The following is a 17,718-nucleotide window of genomic DNA, read 5'->3' on the forward strand; positions in this document are numbered from 1 at the left end:
TTTACTTCCCTTTTGTAAATTTAAGTTAATTTAAACTCGCTTATCAAATATTTCGTTTAAAAAGAGTTGCATCGCACGCCAGGCTTGCGTGGCAGCTTCTTTATTATAAAGAATGCCCGCTGCTTCATCATGGGCTTGAGGATTGGTAAATCCATGCATCGCATTACCAAACATATTGAGTTGCCAATCTGCTTGGCGTTTTAACATTTCATTGCCAAACGCGATGACTTGATCAGGCGTAACCATTTTATCTTGATAACCATGCAGTGCCAAAATTTTGGCAAGGATAGGACCCTGATTATCAATATCAGGCGCTGTCAGCAGACCGTGAAAGCTTACAACCCCTGCAAGATCCGCGCCCGTCCGTGCCAAGTCCAAACAACATAATCCACCAAAGCAAAATCCCATTGCGACAATATGTTGCTGATCAACATGATCTAAACCTTTCACAACTTCCAAAGCTTTCAACATTCGCTTTTTAATGATATTTCGGTCATCCATTAAAGGTCGCATCAGCTTCATTTTGCTTTCCGTGGTTGTGCCTACCATTCCTTTGCCAAACATATCAACAGCAAAACCAATGTAGCCTAAATCTGCAATCTTCCGGGCTTGTTCACACGCAAATTCATTTCTTCCCGACCAATCGTGAATAATTAAGATGGCAGGCGTGGGTTGAGTTAGGGTTGCGGGGAAGGCAATATACCCAACAAATGAAAGTCCTTCATCTTCGTAAGTGATGTTATGCGCGTCAAGCATGATAGTCTCCATTATTATTGTTTGGCTCAATATACAAGTGTTTAGGCAAATCAAATTCCGGCATTTTTAAGCTGAGCAAGGGATTACTTTGTCCTTCTGTATAAATTAAATATTTGGCAAGCAATTGAGGGGACAAGTTAATGACCAATTGTTTTTTGGAAAGCGAACTCTCAAAGGCTTGATTAACTAATCTAAACCATCCCCATTCCCCAGGAAAATTTTGGCGAACGGGATTTTGGTTAGCTAAAGTTATTTCGTAAGCTGCATGTTTTTGTGAACTCGTATCAGTCCACGTAACTAAATGATGAGCGTTACCACTTGATTGATCATCCATCATTTCTTTCCCATTAATACTCAATTTGACGCGCATAACTTGCTTACCAAATTGATAGGGTTGGACATTAAATTGAACGAATAACTTATCATCACCGTTTGGAAAAAAAGCATGATGAATGAGCATCGCTTTTTGAATTTGGGGAAGAAGTGCGCTGGATAGAGGAAGTGGCATTCCATGCAGTGTTTTCCATTGCCAGTGGTGATTTTTTTTATCGATCAAGTGCTGCAAATATTGATTATAAAAGTTAATCACTAACCCAGGATTGCCAAAAAAGTGAATAAAAGAGGGTAAGGATACTTCGGCTTCACTTTGTTGATTAAAAGGATAACGATCAGCAATATGAGTGCGATAAACGTCCATCACCTTGTCATTCCAAGATGTATCTAAATACTGGCCGGCATCACGCATGAGTAATTGCCATGCAGTGTTTGAAATTTTATTGAGCCAAATTTTAACGGGGTCAGGACTTTTATCCGCAATGAGGCGTAACGAGGACAGTGCATCGGGCGCTCCGCTGTTTTGCATGTGATAAGACATTGCATCATAGGCGGCTTTCTTATGATTTTCAGCTTTTAAAATGCTGTTTAAATAGGCGTGAACATGCTGTAAGCCAGAAAATATTTGATAAAGTTGATCTGTGCCATCGTGACTTTTTGTTAATAAAAGCGCCATGCTTTGTAATTTTGGGCTAGCTGATGAAACAGGCTCAAAAAAAGTGTTGTCATGTACCGTTCTTAATAATTGTAAAAGCGGGGAATCATTACTAAGTAACAATTGAATCATGGCATCAAGATGAGATAAATCACGTGGTTCATGGAGTTGAATATTCGCTAAAACACTTTCCCACAAATCAATGTAATTATTCACATATGCTGTACGTAATTGATCGGCTAGTGTTGATACATCAACTTGTGAAGCTTGTATCGGTTTACCTAACACCCAGTTACCTTGCGTTGTTTCTTCAGCGGCAGTTGTAACTTCACTTGCGATGATCTGAGAGAAGATGGAAGAGGTAAACATTTTTGGGATTTGATTCGTAATATCATGTGTCGTAAATACAGTTGCAGCACTCTTTGTTGTACCGATGTTAATTTCATGTGGAACGTTATTACTATTTGTATTTTTTAAAATGACATAAGCCAATTGGAAGGACGGCAGTGATTGTAAAAATTGCCGTGTTTCAACAATGAGTTTGGTATTAAGGGGTAGTTCCTTGGGGGGAGCGGTGGCTAGTTGTAGGTGTTGGATAAACCGTTGTAATTTAGCTTTATCAAAATTTGCTTGCAGGGCTTGCTCAGTCGTTGTGAGAAAAAAAGTTTGGTCAAAGTGCGCAGGATCACCAAGCATTAAGTAAGCTTTAAGCGTAGCATAAACAAATTCGGCATTTTTGTTGACAGGGTTTTTTAAAATATCAGCTAAAAAATTTCCAACCTCAGGAAGTAAAATGTCCCTGAGAGCCGCAGCATAAACTTGATGAGCTTTTTCTTCCGATTTTTGAGAATAAAAAGTTAATAAAGTAGATAAGTTAAATTTAACGATAGTCTTTTGAGCGAGACTATCTAAAGTGTTCAATAGATTGCTGGCTAACATCAAGTGTTCAAGCGAGTTTTGATTTTTTTGGATAGCGAGTTGGTAATCCGTTAAATAATTTTGAATAGAATAGGCTTGTTTAACACCTTGTTCAAAATCCCTGCTAAACAATAACGCAGTAGAGGCCACCATACCAAAAGCTACCACATAGGCGAAGCGTCTTCGCCATACTGCAGCGGTTGTAGTGTGCGAACGTGGTTGTGAATGTAAACCTTGCGTTAAAAATTGCTTAAGAAAGTAAGCGCGGCTTTGCAGCGTAGGCGCTTTGAAAAGTGCAACAGTGCGAAGAGTCGAATTGATTTCTTCGATAACGGTAGGCTCTTTTTCCGACGCAGGTTGCATAGCACTTGTTAAGTAAACGCCGCGTATATTAATTTTTAATTGCGCAGCCCCCATTTTTTTTAAAAAATCGGCAACTAAGGCTTTTAATCGTTCAACCTGAAGCGGAAAATCTTTGATAGCCGGTCGCACCATGGGGTTACGTTCTTGGTGAAGGCGCCATAATAATTGTTGATTGAGTTTTTTAATAAGCGCATTAAAACGATCATTAAAGAGTTGGTGTACATTAGCAAGTGGGCTATCAGCTAAAGCGATTCCCCACGCTTGATTGATTTCTTCATGAGTAGATTCGGCAAAAAATTCTTTAAAGCCCGGTAATAAATCGCACTTGGTAATCAGGATATAGCAAGGAATAGAAGCATTAAAATACTTTTGTAATTCATGTAGCCGCTGACAAAGATCGCGCATCTCAAGATGAAATTGCTTCACTTCATTTTGACGCATGACATCAGGGAAAGGTAATGCAATAACGATGCCGTTTAAACCACTTTTCCCACGGTAAGTTTGGATAAGACTTAAAAAAAACTGCCAAATGCTATACGTTTTAGTTGATGAAGCTTGCGATTTATGAGCATCTGTTTTAAATAAATAATTACTGGGTACATCAATGAATGCTGCATCCCGCGTGATCCACCAGTCAGGGTGGTGTGATGCAGGAAGTCGATAGCGCATGGTCTCTTTAAAGTGCCGTTGCAAAATATAATGAATATTGGCTTGTGCTAATAAGGTGGTTTTTCCCGCGTCTTTAGGGCCAACGACAAGAAACCACGGTAAGTTTTTCAATCGAATACGTTGACCGAGGTGGGGGACACTTGTTTTTTTTAGAAAACGTAACGCACTTACAAATCTAGCTTGTAAATGTTGCATTTTTTTTCTTAATGTCGTTTCGCGGATGATGGAAAAGTTAGTTTTATTTAAATCATAAATAAGTAACTTGAGCATCCAAGTTAGGAAAAGGAATGCAACCACATAAGTTCTTTTTTCAGCGTCTGCAAAAGGATACGCATGATGATAAGTAATAAAAGGGCCGAAAAACCAAATCGTTAAAGAAAGGAGAAAGAGAAAAGCGAGTGAGGTAATTACTTGTGAGAAAAGTTCATAGTTTGCTTGTTTCAGTAGAAACAGGGGTTTGAATTTGCTTAATATTTTTGAACGCTTCATTCGATATAACATCCATTAGATAACCCAAACTGATAAAAATAGCCATCACCACACAAGCGCTTACAAACAAAATAAATAAAGGGTGGGTGTTACGTTTTTCTGCAACTTTAGATACTGATTTTGTTTTAAGTGGTGTGGGTGAGAGCGCCTTGCTAAAGCTACCTCGATAAGCTCGAATATGTTTATACAAATTATTGGTAATTTGTTCAAGCTGATATTGGCTATGCTCGGTGGCACGATACTGTCCTTTGTATCCCATGCTTAAGCAAATATAAATGAGTTCCATCATATCGATATAAATTGCAGGCTCTTTAACTGCACGTTCAAGAATATTGAAGAATTTATCTTGATGATAGGTGTGTTGTTTAAAGGCTGCTAGTAAGGAATAAGGTTCCCATTGATCTTGTCCACCCCAGGGTGTATTAGCAATAACATCATCGAAAGTTGCACACAGTAAGTAGCGACATACAATGGTGTATTCACTATTATAACCGTGACTTTGTGCTGTTTCTTGGAATGAATTAATTTCTTGCATTAATTCATTTTGTAACTTGTTTAACTTCCGATATGACTTTAACTGTTTTAATTTTCCCGTAATAGAAAAAAAATAATTAGCAGCATCCACTAAAGGATTGAGACCTGCACTGGGATGATGATTGAAAGTACGGCTAATTAGCAGTGATTGTGATGGCGCGGATAAAGTTTTTAAAGGGCTGGGTACAGTGTCAAAACGCTTAGCTTCAAAATCAGCCTCAGTGGGTAACACCGTGACGAGATTTTCTTTTGGAGCTTGTTGGTTTGGCGTTGCAATCATACTGCACAATCTCCCAAATTAGGCTCACGCATCTGATGAAAAACCAGACAGCAGCATTATATACCGATACCTCGGAAGATGGGAATTTAATCCATGCTTAGACAAGTGGTATATAAAACAATATCCCTGTTTTTAGACAGGGATATTCTCATGCAGAAAGGTAAGCAAAAAGGAGACTACTCAAGCATTCCATATAATTTTAATTTCTTGCGCAACGTACCGCGGCTTAAGCCAAGGACAATTGCAGCTCGAGATTGATTATTTTTCGTATACTCCATGACTGCTTCCATTAACGGAGCTTCCACTTCAGCCAAGATAAGCTCATACAAATTGCTAGGCATCTGTCCTTTAAGTTGAGAAAGGTAATTCTCAAGCGCTTGCCTAACGCTGTCATGTAAGGGCTGGTTTTTTTGAGTTAATTCAAACTCTGTATTTGTTTTTTCTAAAGTATTTATAGCCATATTATTCCTCGGTTTACCGGGATTGTTCATGATCCAGCACGTATTGTAACCATTGTTCTTTGTTAGATCAATCTCTTTTCCCTTCGTGTTGCCCTAGTTCTTTATTACAAGTCAGTATCATTATTTCGGCTGGTAAGCGAAAAATGCTTTCCTTATCTACTTTTAAATCAAGAAAAGCAGTATGACAAGCAGGAAGATCGTTAAAGTTAATACAAGGATTGTAAAAGTGGGCAAATCAAATTTAACTTGCCCACAAAAAGATCAGAACTTAAGAATTTTTACTGACTCCACAAGATAGCAGGAGGGACTACATACTCATCCATTTTTCAAGATAATGGATATTAATCAAACCTTTCTGAAATGAGTTGCCTCGCAAAATATCTTGATGGAGAGGAATATTGGTGCGAATGCCTTCAATAACTGTTTCGTCCAGCGCTTCACGCATTCTTGCTAGGGCTAATTCTCTCGTTTCACCATAAGCAATAATTTTCGCAATCAAAGAATCGTAATAAGGCGGCACTTTATAACTGCTATAAATGTGGGAATCGACGCGGATGCCTGGACCACCTGGAGCATGAAAATAAGAAATAGTTCCAGGAGATGGTGTGAACGTACGTGGATCTTCAGCATTAATTCGACACTCGATCGCATGCCCTCGAATCTTGATTTCATCTTGGGTATATGCAAGTTTTTCACCCGCTGCAATGCGCAATTGCTCACGGACAATATCAACACCCGTAATCATTTCAGTAATGGGGTGCTCAACCTGGACCCGCGTATTCATTTCAATAAAGTAAAATTTACCATCTTCGTATAGAAACTCCATGGTACCTGCACCACGATACTTCATATCACGGCAAGCTTTGGCACAAAGTTCACCAATTTGCACTCGCTGCTTTTCAGTAATCCCTGGCGCGGGTGCTTCTTCAATAATTTTCTGATGGCGGCGTTGGATAGAGCAATCGCGCTCGCCAAGATAAATGGCATTGCCGTGCCCATCGCCAAGCAATTGAATTTCAATATGGCGAGGATTTTGTAAATATTTTTCTAAATAAACTTTGTCATTATTAAAGGCAGCTTTCGCTTCACTTTTAGTTAAAGCGATCGCATTAATAAGATGCGACTCAGTGTGAACCACACGCATCCCTCGTCCACCACCACCACCAGCTGCTTTAATAATTATTGGATAACCAATGTTACGCGCGAGTTTGATGGTGTGCGTATCATCCTCTTCGATAGGGCCGTCTGATCCTGGCACGCAGGGCACGCCAATTTTTTTCATAAAGTTAATGGCTGCAACTTTATCTCCCATTTGTCGAATAGTATCGGGATGGGGGCCGATAAAAATAAATCCACTTTTTTCGACTTGTTCAGCAAAGTCGGCATTCTCTGAAAGAAAACCATAGCCTGGGTGAATAGCGATGGCATCTGTGATTTCAGCTGCGCTGATAATGGCAGGAATATTTAAATAACTAAGGGCCGCAGGATGCGGTCCAATGCAAACTGATTCATCTGCAAGTCTGACATGCAGTAAATCTCGGTCGACAGTGGAGTGAGCAGCTACAGTTTTGATACCTAATTCTTTACAGGCGCGCAAAATGCGAAGGGCGATCTCACCGCGATTAGCAATTAATACTTTATCTAGCATTGCATGATTCATCCTAGGTGTGGTGGCTTATTCAATAATGAATAACGGCTGATTGAATTCAACTGGCGTACCATTATCAATGAGCCGCGCAGTAAGGGTTCCCGCTTTATCCGATTCGATTTGGTTAAACATTTTCATGGCTTCAATCAAGCATAAGATTTCACCAACTTTAACTGTTTGGCCTATTTCAACAAGAGGTTTTGCACCCGGTGTTGCGGATAGATACACGGTGCCGACCATAGGGGCTTTCACAGTATGTTTATTTTGAGTTGAAGCGTCAGTGGGTTGAGGATGAGTTGGTGTTTCGGACGGCGCAGTTGCTATAGGCTGATTGGCTTGCGGCGCAGCTGCTGCCATCATCATGGGCGCTCCGCTTTGCTTAACTTCGCGGGTAATACGAACCGATTCCTCACCTTCTTTGATTTCAATTTCTGCGACCCCAGTTTTTTGGATGAGCTCAATTAATTTCTTAATTTTTCGCATGTCCATCGACGCATTTCTCCACAAGGTAAGTTACTTAAAGATTGTGCATTCTGCAATATTGACACAATTTTGTCTAGATGTTGCATAATGCCGGTTGTTACCAGCATCTTATTATCTTATCCGTTATCGGGGATAAATCGTCGATATAAGAAAGCGAAGAGGGGAGGAAGGAGTGATAAAGCAACGACTGCATAAACGACGATTGAAAAATTATCCTTAATAAAAGGTAATCCACCGAAGAAATAGCCGGCATAGAGAAGCGTGCCAATCCAAAGAAGACCACTAACAATGTTATAAAGAGAGAATTGCGACAAACTCATGTAGGCTATTCCTGCCACAAAAGGCGCAAAAGTGCGCAAAATTGGTACGAATCGAGCCAGTATGATAGTTTTCCCCCCATGCTTTTCATAAAAACGGTGGGCGTCTTCTAAATGTTTTTTACTAAAAAGCCGATACTTACTGCCTTTAAAAACCCGAGGGCCAACTCGTACACCGATCAAGTAATTTAATTTGTTGCCAAGAATGGAAGCCAGGGTAAGGAGAAAGAAAAGTAAGCCTATATTTAAGGGTTCGTTTTCCGTTGCTGCAATACTGCCTGCAGCAAATAAAAGAGAATCGCCGGGCAAGAAGGGGAAAACAACTAAACCCGTCTCACAAAAGATAATGGAAAATAAGATGACGTAAGTCCAAACGCCATAGTGCGAAACAAAGGCGATGAGATAATCATCAATGTGAACTAAAAAACTTAATATATGTTGAATATATTCCATAGCGTGATTAGACCAAATAAATATCAAAACGTGCACTTCGACCAGTGAGTGAAAAATTGGGATGCTGATCGGTGAGAAAAGTAGATAACCGCGGTCTTTTTACCACAACCCTCTGGGTGGCACAAGTTAAGGATTGTTCAAATAATTTACTAGCGTCTTCATCCTGACCGACTAAAGATTGTAATAAAGTCATTTCTTTTTTAACCGCAGCTGATTTTTTCCGAACCGGAAACATTGGATCAAGATAAATTACATCAATTGCTGGATTTTCTTTTAACCATATTAATGCATCCGCTTGAACCAATTCAATCCGACCGACAGTTTTGGCCAGTAAACTATTGTTCTGAGCGCGATTCAAGGCATTTTCTAATAAAAGACAAAGCGTAGTGGAGCGCTCAATTAATGTAATGTTAAAACCAAGCCAGGCTAACAAAAAACCATCCCGTCCCAACCCTGCAGTTGCGTCGACAAGCTTAATGCCGTCACGCGGTTTAGCGCCTATAGCTCTTGCTAACAATTCATTGCGAAGCGTCGCTTTTTTTAGACGGTAAGCCATTTGCTGGGTATTAAAATCGATATAAAAGGATTGTTTTTTGGCTTTTTCATCGTAATACACCAGAGAAGTGCGTTGCTCATTCGTTTCGATGGTTAGTTGAGATATATCAGGAGTAGCAGAAATTAGCGGCATTTAGTAAGCTTCGAGTTGAAAATTATCTTTAGTCTACAGGTTTTTTTATCATCTTTGCTATCGCTATGAAGACAACATTGAAACTCAATTATTATGCTCAGCTTATGCGATTGGACAAACCAATCGGTGCATTGTTGCTACTTTGGCCGACATTATGGGCTCTTTGGTTGGCAGCGCAGGGTTTACCTAATCCCCTAACATTAGGTATTTTTATTGCTGGTGTTTTTATCATGCGCACTGTCGGTTGCGTAATTAACGATATCGCAGATCGTAAAATTGATGCGCAAGTCACTCGTACACGCAATCGGCCTTTAGCAAAAGGGGTTTTAACCCTATTCGAAGCAGTCTCGCTCGCCATCGTACTTTTTTCAATCGCCCTCATCCTGGTAGTATTTTGTCGACCTTTAACGCTTCAACTTGCTTTTGTTGGAGCTGCGTTAACCCTAGTTTATCCCTTCACCAAACGCTTCTTAAATACGCCACAAATCTTCTTAGGAGCAGCTTTTGCCTGGGGTATCCCAATGGCTTATGCAGAAATGACGGGACATGTGCCTTTTGCAGCCTGGATTTTATATTTAGCAGCATTGGTTTGGCCGGTTATTTACGACACCATGTATGCGATGGTGGATCGGGCAGATGATATTAAAATTCCAATCCGTTCAACTGCTATTTTCTTTGGTAGCTTTGACCTTTTGATAATTATTCTATTACAAATTATCTTTATGACCCTCATGATTTTGGTCGGTCAATTTGATCAACTTCATTTAGGTTATTACGTCACTCTTGTAGTCGTGGCTGGTTTATTTACTTACCAAAATATTTTAATTAAATCGCGGCTCCCTGCTGATTGCTTTCTCGCGTTTAAGAATAATAATTGGGTGGGCATGGTTATTTTTTTAGGCATCGTTTGGGATTTTGCTCACTCGTAAAATTAAAAAAAATAAGTGCATGGTAACTTTTATATGAAAATAGTCGCGGATTCTCAAATCCCATTTATCAAAGATTTTTTTGAAAGCTACGGTGATTTAATTTTAAAATCCGGACGTGAAATAGAACCTCTTGATATCAAAGACGCAGATATGTTGTTGGTGCGCTCTATTACCCCAGTTACCGCATCCCTTTTAGAAAGAAGTAGCGTCAAATTTGTGGGAAGTATAACCGCGGGTGCTGATCATCTTGATATTCAGTTTTTAGAAGCAGCAGCGATTCAATATGCTTTTGCAAAAGGTTTCAATGCACCGCCGGTCGCTGATTACGTTGTCAGCATGATTGCCGCATTAAAACGAAAAAAAATACTTCCTGATCGCAAACTAAAAGCTGCTGTTATTGGTGTAGGTAATATTGGTCGATTGGTAGTGGAGCGATTAAAAATATTAGGAATGGAAGTGATCATGTGCGATCCTCCTCGTGCTCTGGCGGATAAACATTTTATTTCTACAGCACTAGCCGAGATCGAGGGGGTGGATATTATCTCGCTCCACGTTCCCTTAACGAAAGAGGGTTCTTACCCCACTTATCATTGCATTGATGATGATTTTTTAAGAAAACAAAAGCCAGGATGCGTAATCATCAATGCTTCTCGTGGCGATATTATTTCTCCTCCCGCGCTTGAAGCACACGGTAAGCATTTAATTTGGTGTTTGGATGTTTGGCCGCAAGAACCTTGTATTAATCAAAACTTATTAAAGCAGGCCCTTATTGCAACGCCTCATATTGCTGGCTATTCAGTTCAAAGTAAGCGACGTGGAATCGAAATGATTTATGATCAAGCCTGCAAAAAGAAAATCATTCATCCTAAAGATATTCCTGCCTTGTCTTTGACGAAACAAACTTTAAATTTCGCCGGAGAAAGTCATCAGTGGGAAGATATTGTTCTTGGCATTTTTAACCCAGTCATTTTAACTGCGATGATGCGTTCTCAGATTTGCTCTGCTAAAGATCCAGGCCAGGCTTTTGATGAAATGCGCCGACAATTTAATTATCGATATGAATTTAGCTTTACCAATATTATGAGTTCCCCTCTGCCTGGAGAAGATCAGCAAATTCTCAAAGCGTTAAACATAACAACACTTTAATAAATTGATTCGACATCAGGGGGTGAATCGACATTTTCTTGATTATCTTGGTCACTATAAGACAGGTCATCGGTATCGTCTTTATCAGGCAAGAAGGGTAGCATGAAGTATTCAAATTGAGCCACTGTATCGTTAGCAGTAGCACGTCGACCTGATAAAGGGTCAATTCGAACACTGACAACCCCTTCTGGTTGCAGCAAGGGCCGGTCGGGTTTCCCTTTTAATGCTTCTTGAATAAATTGCATCCACATCGGTAAGGCCGCTTGGGCACCATACTCATGAAGCGATTGCGGTTGATCGAATCCCATCCACGAGATCGCAACAATGTCCGGGTTATATCCTGCAAACCAAGCATCAACTTGATTTTGCGTAGTTCCTGTTTTACCAGCTAAATCATTACGTCCTAAATTTTTAGCAAGTTTCGCTGTTCCACGTTGGATCACATCATGCAAAGTTGAAGTAATTAGAAAAGCATTTTGCGGGGAGATGACCCGTTGTGCTGGAACCACGTCATTCCCACAATCATTTTGACAAGCAACGAGGGGTTTAGCTTGATAAATAATTTCTTCTTGCGAATTTTGGATGGTATCAATGATGTAAGGAACAACTTTCATTCCACCATTTGCAAAAACTGCAAATGCTTGTGCCATTTGCAAAGGTGTGACGAGCGCTGTGCCCAAGGCAAGTGATAAGCCAGGTGGTAATTGACTTGGAGCAAAACCAAAACGTTTTAAATAATGAATCGCGTATGGAACACCCATTAAAGCTAGCAAGCGGATTGAAACAAGGTTGCGTGATTCAATAATAGCGGTCCGTAAACGCGTTGGACCATAGAATTTATGATTGACATTTTGGGGTCGCCATAAACTATTGTCGTTAGGGTTTTCAATGACGAGCGGAGCGTCGTTAATAACAGTTGCTAAGGTATAACCCCGTTCAAGCGCGGCGGAGTAAATGAAGGGTTTGAAGCTTGAGCCAGGTTGGCGTTCGGCATTCGTAATGCGATTAAACTTGCTATGGTTGTAATCAAAACCACCCATCATCGCTAGAATTGCACCATTTTGGGGGTTCAAAGCGACAAGGCCCGCTTCGGCTTTGGGGAGTTGAGCGAGTTGATAACCATTATTTTGTTGGGGTTGGATGTAAACGACGTCACCCAGCGCGACGACTTGCTGAGGCGAGTGTGGTTTTGGACCAAGATAGTCAGGGCTTACTTGTTTACGTGCCCACGCTAAACCTTCCCAGGGAATAATAATAAAGTCCCCGTTATCATTCATGACGGTAATAGACCGCGGTGTAATTTCAAAAACGACGGCAGGTGTAAGATTGCTAATTTGTGGAATGCGACGTAATTTAATTTGCCAAGCATCAACTCGATCAAGCTCAGGTGATCCGAAGTTAGCAACTGGGCCGCGATAGCCATGTCGTTGGTCATAGGCAAGTAAATTATCGCGGACGGAAAGATTGGCGAGATCTTGCAGCTTACTATCCACTGTTGTATAGACTCGAAAGCCATCGGTATAAATACTATCGCCATACATTTGTTCTAATTGTGCGCGAACTAACTCTGCAACATAGGGGGCTTTCACTTCAGTACGCAAATCATGATAACTTGCATCTAACGGCATTTTTAAAGCTGCTTCATAAGTTTTATCATCAATATATTCTTGTTCATGCATTCGACCTAAAACATGATTACGTCGTTTGAGCGCCGCTTGCGGGTTAGCCAAAGGATTCAGCGTGGAAGGCGCTTTTGGTAAGCCTGCTAATACAGCGTATTGATCGATCGAGAGTTCGTTTAAATGTTTCCCATAATAAATTTCAGCGGCCGCCTCTACACCATAAGCGCGATTGCCTAGGAAAACTTTATTTAAGTAAAGTTCAAGAATTTTTTCTTTTTTTAATTTATTTTCAATTTTGATCGCTAATAGAATTTCACGTAATTTACGTCCAAAAGTTTTATTACGCGATAGATAAAAACTTCGTGCAACTTGCATCGTGATAGTGCTTCCACCTTGCAATTTTTTACCCGTTAAAACGAGTTGCACGGCAGCCCGGCCTAAGCCTTGAATATCCACCCCTTTGTGTTTGAAATAGCGCTGATCTTCAGTAGCAAGAACAGCTTGAATGAGGGGTTGTGGAATTTCACGATACGGTAATGGAATGCGTCGTTTTTCGCCAAAAGTTGCAAGCAACTTTTTGTCATGCGTGAAGATTTGTAAGGGAACTTGTAGTTGAACGGTGTTCAACGCTTCAATATCAGGCAACTCATATTCGATGTAATAAAGAACACCAAGCACAGCAACTGTGCAAAGCAGCAGTGAAAGAATAATGAGCTTACGTATTAAACCAAGAAAACGATTCATGGCAGAAAAAAGTCTTGCATTTTATGGGGCGTAAAGTATATTAGCATGCTCTCAAACGTTCAACCCTTCCCTCCATTGTTGCCTATTGTATCAGCTTTTTTTTGACTTCGCAGAAAATATCCTTCCATTTCTTTTTTCATCTCTTAACTCTATTTCTAACCTTTACCTTTACCCCTTTTTTATTCGGAGGCCATTTTGAAATTTGGTTTAAATAAACACATATCTTGCGTGGGGTTAGATATTCAACCTCATGAAATTCGATTAGTACAATTACGTCAAACTCGAAATTCTTTTGTTTTAGAATACGTTATTCGACATCAAGTTACTTCACCTCTAATCGTCGATGATCTTATTCAAGTGAAAGCATTAACTGATGCACTGTCGACCTTGGCGGAAAGTTTACCAGCCAAGGAAATCCAAGTGTCATTCTGCTTACCCGCCCATTGGGTCAAAATGCAAATTATACAGGTACCGCGTTATTCAACATCGGAAGAGATTATTGAAGCAATTAAACAAGAGGTGGTTCAAACCTCACCTTACGGTCAAGAGGCATTATGTATTGATTACACTGTGCTCTGCACTAAAGAAGACTGTCATGAAATTTATTTTGCCGTAGCAAAAGAGGCCTTAGTAACGCAAGTTGTCCAAGCGATTCATACCGTCACTAACTTCCACGTCAAGATTATCGATATCGATCTCTATGCTTTAATTCGGCTGATGACTCACGGTTTTGATTTTTTGCCCACAGAACAAGTTCAGGGGCTTTTGCAATTGACGGACCGTAATGCTTGTTTAGTTTTATTTAATGATGAGCGTATTTTATTTCATACTCAATGGCAATATTCACATGAAAAGGAGCTAGACCATGTTTTAAAAGATAACATTGAGTTTGGTTTATCCCTTCAACAAACCCAGCAATTATCTTGTTTGACTGTGTCTGGGGAATCCACTGAAGTTGAACGCTTATTTGCAATAACACCGATCGTTGCTAAACGCTTGCGGCAATTTGATTTGTCTTCGGTTTTTATCACTGCCGCCCATCTTGGACAGGCGCAATTAAAACAAGATGCTCATTATTTACTGGCAGCTAGCGGTGCAGCCATGCGCCGCGTACCCAAATGGTAGAGTTCAATTTATTGGATTGGCGCGAAGCTAAGTACGAATTTGAACAAAGTGAAATAAAAAAAATAATGCTAGCCTTCATTTTATTGACATTGATTATCTGGCTCATAGCTCACTTAGTCTTATCTCTTTATTTGAATCATCTTAATAGTAAATCCTTACAGTATGAAGCGGAGCGGGAGGACAATCCTGGTCTGATAACAGGAGAAAGAAGTTTCTTAACTCAATTAAAACTTCATCAAAATGACATCATCGATTTGTTTGAAATCCTACATCATCCGCATCAGGATGCACTTTGCTTTACGAGTATGCGTCGTGAAGATAATAAAATTATTTTTAAAGGAGTGGCTGCTTCATTAGCTGATTTAACCCATTTCCTTAAAACTTGGGTGAACTTAAAACATTTTAGTGAAGTTAAGCTTCAACAGATTCAATGGCAAGAAAGCAATATTAGCTTCCAACTATGCGGTATTGAACAATATCCTTCATTCCAGTCATTGTTCATTGAAAAAAATTAATGATGTATCGGTTAAGGTGGTTATACGGATTGATGGTGGGTTTCGGTTTAGGCGCTATCGCTTGGATTATTGATGTGGATTCTTTATATCATCAATATAAGTCAATAATTGCCACGCGTGATACATCAGTCCCCTCAATGGATGTGACTTCTTCCTTACCTATCCTACCTGCAAAGGAAACAAATCTTTCTAAAGCGCTGCTCAATGAGGCAAATTTTTCCCTACAAGTCACAGAGACAATAAGAGAAATTGCTACGCAACATGCAGTGGATATTATTCAACTGAATTTTCTCGAAGATAAAGTGAGCCAGGAAGTAAGCAAATTACACCTAAAGATAAGGGGTCCTTTTAATAAGGTCACAGGATTTATCGAAACAATGGTACAGAATGCATTACCTATTGCTATTACCAACTTTAAGTATGGCCGACTCGTCACTGGAGATTATCAAATGCAAATGGATTTATGGGCGGTTAAAGCACAATGGTGCGAAAAGCTTAACATTAACTTGAAAGAAAAAACCCGATCGCTTTTCTGTTCGAACCCCTCTCAATTGCAAAATTTTAATGCCGTTTATACGACAATCAACTATCCATTTAAACAGTTGCAATTAGTCGGCCTATTACAACAAGGTTCTCAAGCTGTAGCTCTAATTCGCTTACCAACGTTGCAAATTATCCATGTAAAAGTTGGTGCTTTGTTGGGAGTAGAAAAAAATAAAGTTGTTGCGATTGATAGTCATGCTGTACATCTCATTACCCAGCAATCACAGCAACTTGTGATGCACTTAAAGGTTAATTAAAATGAGATGGTTAAGATTTTTCCTTGTGATCGGTTTCTGGATTTTAAGTAACAATGCTGTTCATGCAGTTCCCTTTAAATTTTCCATGCAGCAAATGGATTTGCCACAAGCTATTCAAGCTTTAGCTCAATTTTTGAATATGAATGTAATGATTAGTCCGCAAGTGAAAGGTAATGTCACATTGCAATTGCAAGAAACCTCCGCTCACAGTGCTTTTAAACTGCTTCTTGCTGCCCACAATCTGGTAGCTTGGAAAGAGGGCGAAGCTTATTTTGTAGCGCCCACCTCGGCATTATTAAAGCACCATGACGAACGCCATAAATGGAAAGAAGCGGAAGCGTTACATGAGCCGCTCTTAACGATCATTTGGCAAATTAAATATGCAAAAGCACTAGATATTGCTCACTTGGTTCAGCAGGACGGTGTTTCCCTATTGTCTGCACGCGGTACGTTACGCGTGGATGAACGTGCTAATATTATTTGTATTCAAGACAGTGCTTCGAAACTTAGAATGATTCGCCAATTATTGAAACGCGTTGATATCCCTGTTCAGCAAATTGTCATAGAAGCGCGAATTGCCAGTATTGATCATGATTATGAGAAAGAGCTTGGCTTGTCCTTTGCGGTAGCGCCAACTGTTTCGTCGAGCGAGCCACGGCATCAACAAGGGCAAACACAACGCGGTCAATACAGTCTGGCCTCTGTTGTGCTAGCGGACAGTGAACGATTAGATGTAAAATTATCCGCATTGGAAAAGGCAGGCCATGCTGAACTGATTTCTAGTCCAAGCTTATTCTCGACGAATCAGCAGACTGCATCAATTGAGGCTGGTGAAGAGATCCCCTATCAAGAAGTCAGCGAAAGTGGGGGCACAGCAGTGGTTTTTAAAAAGGCAGTCTTAAGTCTTAAAGTTACACCACAAATTTTGCCTGGCAATAAAGTATTACTACAACTTGCTATAAATCAAGATCGCCCGAATAATAAATTAATTCAAGGCGTGCCGACGATTAGTACACGGCAAATTGTAACGAGTGTATTAGTTCAGTCGGGTCACACTGTTGTTTTAGGTGGAATTTACGAAGCGAATCAGGAGAATGTTCAAGCTGGTGTTCCTTATCTTGAACAATTACCTTTGATAGGTGCTTTATTTAGCGAACGAAGTAAGCGAAAGAGCAGGCGAGAGTTATTAATTGTTGTTACCCCTAAAATTGTTGCCAATAATTTATGAATAGTCCACAAAATAATATTTTTTTAGTCGGTCCCATGGGTGCGGGAAAAACCAGCGTGGGCCGATATTTAGCAAAACAACTCAATAAAGAATTTTTTGATTCGGATGAAGAGATTGAAAAGAAAACTGGTGTTTCTTTAAGCTGGCTGTTTGATTTGGAAGGGATAGAAGGATATCGCCAAAGAGAAATGAAGGCGATTGATGAATTGAGCGGTTTATCAAATATAGTTCTTTCCACTGGGGGTGGCTGTGTCGAGACTCCGGAAGTTCGTGATTATTTAAAGCACCGCGGCATGGTGATCTATATGGAAGTTACCCTTGAAACGCAACTTAGTCGATTAAAAAAAGATAAAAAACGTCCTTTATTGCAGGGCGATAACCCGCAAGAAGTTTTAATTAAATTATGGAAAGAGCGCGAACCTTTCTATGAAAATATTGCGGATTTCACGGTTATCACTGATAGTCGCTCCGTCCGTGATGTCTGCACCGACATTTTGAATTGGTTGGGAATGAATAAAAAGAATTTTGATTGACGCAGCTAGGGTTGCTTTAAGTTTGAATT

The 17,718-nt window shown here is 40.0% G+C and carries 16 protein-coding genes; 7 read left to right on the plus strand and 9 right to left on the minus strand.

Annotation, left to right across the window (positions count from 1 at the left end):
- Nucleotides 1-30: 30 nt before the first annotated feature.
- From H0W64_12295 to H0W64_12330, 8 genes are all read right to left on the minus strand, one after another.
- Nucleotides 31-756 carry a dienelactone hydrolase family protein gene (locus H0W64_12295; GenBank protein ID MBA3662503.1) on the minus strand — a complete coding sequence of 242 codons (726 nt, stop codon included), beginning with the start codon at nt 754-756 and terminating at the stop codon, nt 31-33.
- Nucleotides 749-4,183, minus strand: a complete 3,435-nt coding sequence (gene tssM, locus H0W64_12300; protein MBA3662504.1) for a type VI secretion system membrane subunit TssM — start codon at nt 4,181-4,183, stop codon at nt 749-751. The genes H0W64_12295 and tssM overlap by 8 nt, the downstream gene beginning before the upstream one ends.
- Nucleotides 4,119-4,997, minus strand: a complete 879-nt coding sequence (locus H0W64_12305) for a DotU family type IV/VI secretion system protein (GenBank protein ID MBA3662505.1) — start codon at nt 4,995-4,997, stop codon at nt 4,119-4,121. Before H0W64_12305 ends, tssM begins: the two co-directional genes overlap by 65 nt.
- A 176-nt stretch (nt 4,998-5,173) precedes the next feature.
- Nucleotides 5,174-5,458, minus strand: coding sequence for a DNA-binding transcriptional regulator Fis (fis, locus tag H0W64_12310; protein ID MBA3662506.1), 285 nt, complete (start codon nt 5,456-5,458; stop codon nt 5,174-5,176).
- Nucleotides 5,459-5,765: 307 nt separating this feature from the next.
- Nucleotides 5,766-7,106, minus strand: coding sequence for an acetyl-CoA carboxylase biotin carboxylase subunit (gene accC / locus H0W64_12315; GenBank protein ID MBA3662507.1), 1,341 nt, complete (start codon nt 7,104-7,106; stop codon nt 5,766-5,768).
- Between the two features lie 27 nt (nt 7,107-7,133).
- Nucleotides 7,134-7,595: an acetyl-CoA carboxylase biotin carboxyl carrier protein gene (locus tag H0W64_12320; protein ID MBA3662508.1), complete on the minus strand. Its 462-nt coding sequence runs from the start codon at nt 7,593-7,595 to the stop codon at nt 7,134-7,136.
- A 110-nt stretch (nt 7,596-7,705) separates the two neighbouring features.
- Nucleotides 7,706-8,359 (minus strand): DedA family protein, encoded by a 654-nt coding sequence (locus H0W64_12325; protein MBA3662509.1) that lies wholly within the window; start codon nt 8,357-8,359, stop codon nt 7,706-7,708.
- A 7-nt stretch (nt 8,360-8,366) separates the two neighbouring features.
- Complete coding sequence (locus tag H0W64_12330; GenBank protein ID MBA3662510.1) at nt 8,367-9,047, minus strand: class I SAM-dependent methyltransferase; 681 nt, start codon at nt 9,045-9,047, stop codon at nt 8,367-8,369.
- Between the two features lie 65 nt (nt 9,048-9,112).
- On the opposite strand from H0W64_12330, the gene ubiA reads away from it, so the two are divergent.
- Complete coding sequence (gene ubiA / locus H0W64_12335; protein ID MBA3662511.1) at nt 9,113-9,976, plus strand: 4-hydroxybenzoate octaprenyltransferase; 864 nt, start codon at nt 9,113-9,115, stop codon at nt 9,974-9,976.
- A 33-nt stretch (nt 9,977-10,009) separates the two neighbouring features.
- Entirely contained in the window at nt 10,010-11,122 is a 1,113-nt protein-coding gene (locus tag H0W64_12340) for a 4-phosphoerythronate dehydrogenase (protein MBA3662512.1), read from the plus strand.
- On the opposite strand, the gene H0W64_12345 is transcribed toward H0W64_12340, so the two are convergent.
- Nucleotides 11,119-13,488 (minus strand): penicillin-binding protein 1A, encoded by a 2,370-nt coding sequence (locus H0W64_12345; GenBank protein ID MBA3662513.1) that lies wholly within the window; start codon nt 13,486-13,488, stop codon nt 11,119-11,121. The two genes, H0W64_12340 and H0W64_12345, sit on opposite strands and share 4 nt — an antisense overlap.
- A 195-nt stretch (nt 13,489-13,683) precedes the next feature.
- On the opposite strand from H0W64_12345, the gene pilM reads away from it, so the two are divergent.
- From pilM to aroK, 5 genes are read left to right on the plus strand one after another with little or no spacing between them, the layout of a single operon-like run.
- Nucleotides 13,684-14,613 (plus strand): pilus assembly protein PilM, encoded by a 930-nt coding sequence (pilM, locus tag H0W64_12350; GenBank protein ID MBA3662514.1) that lies wholly within the window; start codon nt 13,684-13,686, stop codon nt 14,611-14,613.
- Nucleotides 14,607-15,128, plus strand: coding sequence for a hypothetical protein (locus H0W64_12355; GenBank protein ID MBA3662515.1), 522 nt, complete (start codon nt 14,607-14,609; stop codon nt 15,126-15,128). Before pilM ends, H0W64_12355 begins: the two co-directional genes overlap by 7 nt.
- Nucleotides 15,128-15,928 (plus strand): pilus assembly protein PilP, encoded by an 801-nt coding sequence (locus H0W64_12360; protein ID MBA3662516.1) that lies wholly within the window; start codon nt 15,128-15,130, stop codon nt 15,926-15,928. The genes H0W64_12355 and H0W64_12360 overlap by 1 nt, the downstream gene beginning before the upstream one ends.
- Nucleotide 15,929: 1 nt before the next feature.
- Nucleotides 15,930-17,156: a hypothetical protein gene (locus tag H0W64_12365; GenBank protein ID MBA3662517.1), complete on the plus strand. Its 1,227-nt coding sequence runs from the start codon at nt 15,930-15,932 to the stop codon at nt 17,154-17,156.
- Nucleotides 17,153-17,689: a shikimate kinase AroK gene (gene aroK, locus H0W64_12370; protein MBA3662518.1), complete on the plus strand. Its 537-nt coding sequence runs from the start codon at nt 17,153-17,155 to the stop codon at nt 17,687-17,689. Before H0W64_12365 ends, aroK begins: the two co-directional genes overlap by 4 nt.
- The last annotated feature ends 29 nt before the right edge of the window (nt 17,690-17,718 follow it).

The organism is Gammaproteobacteria bacterium (genome assembly GCA_013816845.1).
GTDB lineage: Bacteria > Pseudomonadota > Gammaproteobacteria > DSM-16500 > DSM-16500 > Aquicella.